Origin of the sequence: Roseomonas sp. TAS13 (genome assembly GCF_001950415.1) — a bacterium.
GTDB lineage: Bacteria > Pseudomonadota > Alphaproteobacteria > Acetobacterales > Acetobacteraceae > Roseomonas > Roseomonas mucosa.
This window is the reverse complement of the sequence record NZ_BDLP01000538.1, coordinates 1-2,234: the sequence shown is the minus strand read 5'-3', so window position 1 is coordinate 2,234 and position 2,234 is coordinate 1. Positions and strand designations below refer to the sequence as shown.

Genomic DNA, 2,234 nt, shown 5'->3' with positions numbered 1-2,234 from the left:
TGCACCTGCTTGTCGCCATGGTCACGCTGGCTCTGGCATGGGCTCATGCCTGCGCATCACGGAGCAAAGGCCGGACCAACATTGAAACGGCAGGTCATGGCTACCGGCGAAAGTCCTGGTTCCGCACCGGCCTCGACATCCTCCGGCATTGGATCCTCACACAGCCAGGCGCCGCCCAAGACCTTTGGCAACATATCTGGGCTCAAGCCAAATACAGGTCGTTCAGAACCAGCGTCGTGTAGTGTGCCCGACGACGTAGTGCGGGTCTCCGCGGAGTTCGTGCTCCGCCTCGGTCAGTGCGAAGCGTGCCAGGATGCGGTCCATCCAGGGCTGTGTACGTAGCTTACGGTCGGCATAGATCACGAAGCGCCGCGTCGGGATGTGATAGACGACACGTCCGCGCGGCCACTCCTCATACTCCGACCAGAGCGGTGCGCCCGGCAGTCCGAGGCGACGCAGGCCTGACGCTCCCATCCTGGCCAGCTTCGTCCAGTATTCGTAGTGGCCGCCATGGGTCAGGAACTCCCCGTAGGTTTCTCCGCCCGCAAGCGGCACGAGGTCGACCAGCAATGCTGGCTGCTGGCCAGCTCCGACGATGCCCCAGAAGATGCCGATGGAGGGTTGCGTCATCCGGGCTTCCTGCCGCGGGTCACCCTTCCGCGATCCGCAATGTGCCCTGATCCCGGCTGTGGATCACTCCGGACAGGGGGCGAGGATCCGTGGGGCGACGGAAGCGGCTCAAGCTTGCCATCCCCGCATCCTGTCGCGCGCCTGCGCGATCTTCTCCCTGGCTCTGTCCGTCAGGGGCCAGCCCCTGCTCACCCTTGGGCTCGGATGGGGCAGCCCCAGCATCGCGCAGGAATGCTGGCCGTACTCGCCGAGGTCGAAGGTCACCTTCTCTTCCCATTGCCCGTCCGCCGACTGGTCCGCATCGGACGGCACCCAGTGTACGTCGTACCTTCGACCCTGACCTGGCCTGGGATGACGCAGGAGTGCCAGTGCGCTGAGCGCCTCGCCGTTGCCCAGGCAGACCACCACGGCCGGGCGCACCACATGCAGGAGGAACCGGTGCACCGGCCAGCAGTGCTGCCACCACAGGTCCCACGGTCTTTCCAGCGCGCCCGCGTCGTTCGACTTCACGAAAAGGGCGTTGGTGGAGAGGGTTTTCCGTGGATCGACGTTCAGTTCCTTGAAGACCGAGCAGATCCTGCTCTGCAATATGCTGTGGCCTGAGCCACCGTAGTTGTCGTCGACCCATTCGTTCCACGCGACCTTTCCCCGTGACCGCTCGATCGATGCCCCGATCGTGAGGCTCTCCGCCGTACCGTCGCCCTCGGCACTGCCGCCCGGATTGAAGCCCATGACATACAGCGGGCCGGGCACGAGCGTGTCGGCGCCGCTGACCAGAACGGCGCCAGGCTTTTCGGCGATGCCGCTCAGCAGTTCGGCCATCGTGTCGAGATGCATCCCTGTCTTCCGGTATCTGTTGGGACGGTTGGTTCAACGCGCCGCTCGCGCCGATCGGTGAAGCCGCCTTCATACCTCAGCCCTCCTCGGCGTTCTTCCAGATCCGTTGCGTGGGGTTGTTGCGCCACAGATCCGCCGGCCGCAGATAGCCCAGCGCGACCTCGGCGGAGCGGTGCCGGGTCTGTCGCATGACCTGGGCGAGGTCGGCGCCCTGCTCGCCGGCCGCGGTGGCCAGCCCTGCGCGCAGAGAGTGCCCCGAGAAGCGCTCCCACCCCTCCAGCCCGGCCGCCTCGGCTGCCCCCTTCACCAGCCGCCACACCGCCTTGTCCGACAGCGCGGCGGTGGAGAGCTTCCCTGCCTTGCTCATGCCCACAAAGAGCGGCCGCTCCCGATCGGAGCCCCCGCCGGTGATGTCGGAAGCCCCCTTCCGGAAACCCAGCCAGGCCTCCAGCGCCGCCAGCGGACAGCAGCCCGGCTCGGCCGGGTTGGCCCAGACGGCGACCTCCTGGCCGGCGCCGCGCTGGTCGGTCTTGGAGCGGCGGATGAGCACGCGCAGGCCCCGGCCCGGGACGATCTCCACATCCCCCAAGGCGAGCCCAACCAGTTCGCTGCGCCGCAGCGCCGCCCCGAAGCCCACCAGCAGCAGCGCCCGGTCGCGGGCGCCGAGCGGGGTGGTGGCGGGCGGGCGGGCGGCCAGCATCAGCCGCAGGGCGTCCGGGCCGGCCGCGGCGGCGCGCCTGCGGGGGCGGGTGCCGTGGCTGCGGGCG

4 protein-coding genes are annotated in these 2,234 nt (G+C 68.4%); 1 reads left to right on the top strand and 3 read right to left on the bottom strand.

The window, feature by feature from the left end; translation table 11 throughout:
• Positions 1-242 (top strand): hypothetical protein (locus tag ROTAS13_RS27880; protein ID WP_216348731.1); only part of this gene is annotated, 242 nt, incomplete at its 5' end.
• Here the strand turns inward: ROTAS13_RS27880 and ROTAS13_RS23305 are convergent.
• From ROTAS13_RS23305 to ROTAS13_RS23295, 3 genes are all read right to left on the bottom strand, one after another.
• Positions 223-630: a hypothetical protein gene (locus tag ROTAS13_RS23305; RefSeq protein WP_075823565.1), complete on the bottom strand. Its 408-nt coding sequence runs from the start codon at positions 628-630 to the stop codon at positions 223-225. The two genes, ROTAS13_RS27880 and ROTAS13_RS23305, sit on opposite strands and share 20 nt — an antisense overlap.
• A gap of 108 nt (positions 631-738) precedes the next feature.
• Positions 739-1,467 (bottom strand): hypothetical protein, encoded by a 729-nt coding sequence (locus ROTAS13_RS23300; RefSeq protein ID WP_075823564.1) that lies wholly within the window; start codon positions 1,465-1,467, stop codon positions 739-741.
• Positions 1,468-1,543: 76 nt separating this feature from the next.
• Positions 1,544-2,234, bottom strand: a 691-nt coding sequence (locus ROTAS13_RS23295; protein WP_075823563.1) for a site-specific integrase, incomplete at its 5' end; no start/stop codon positions are given.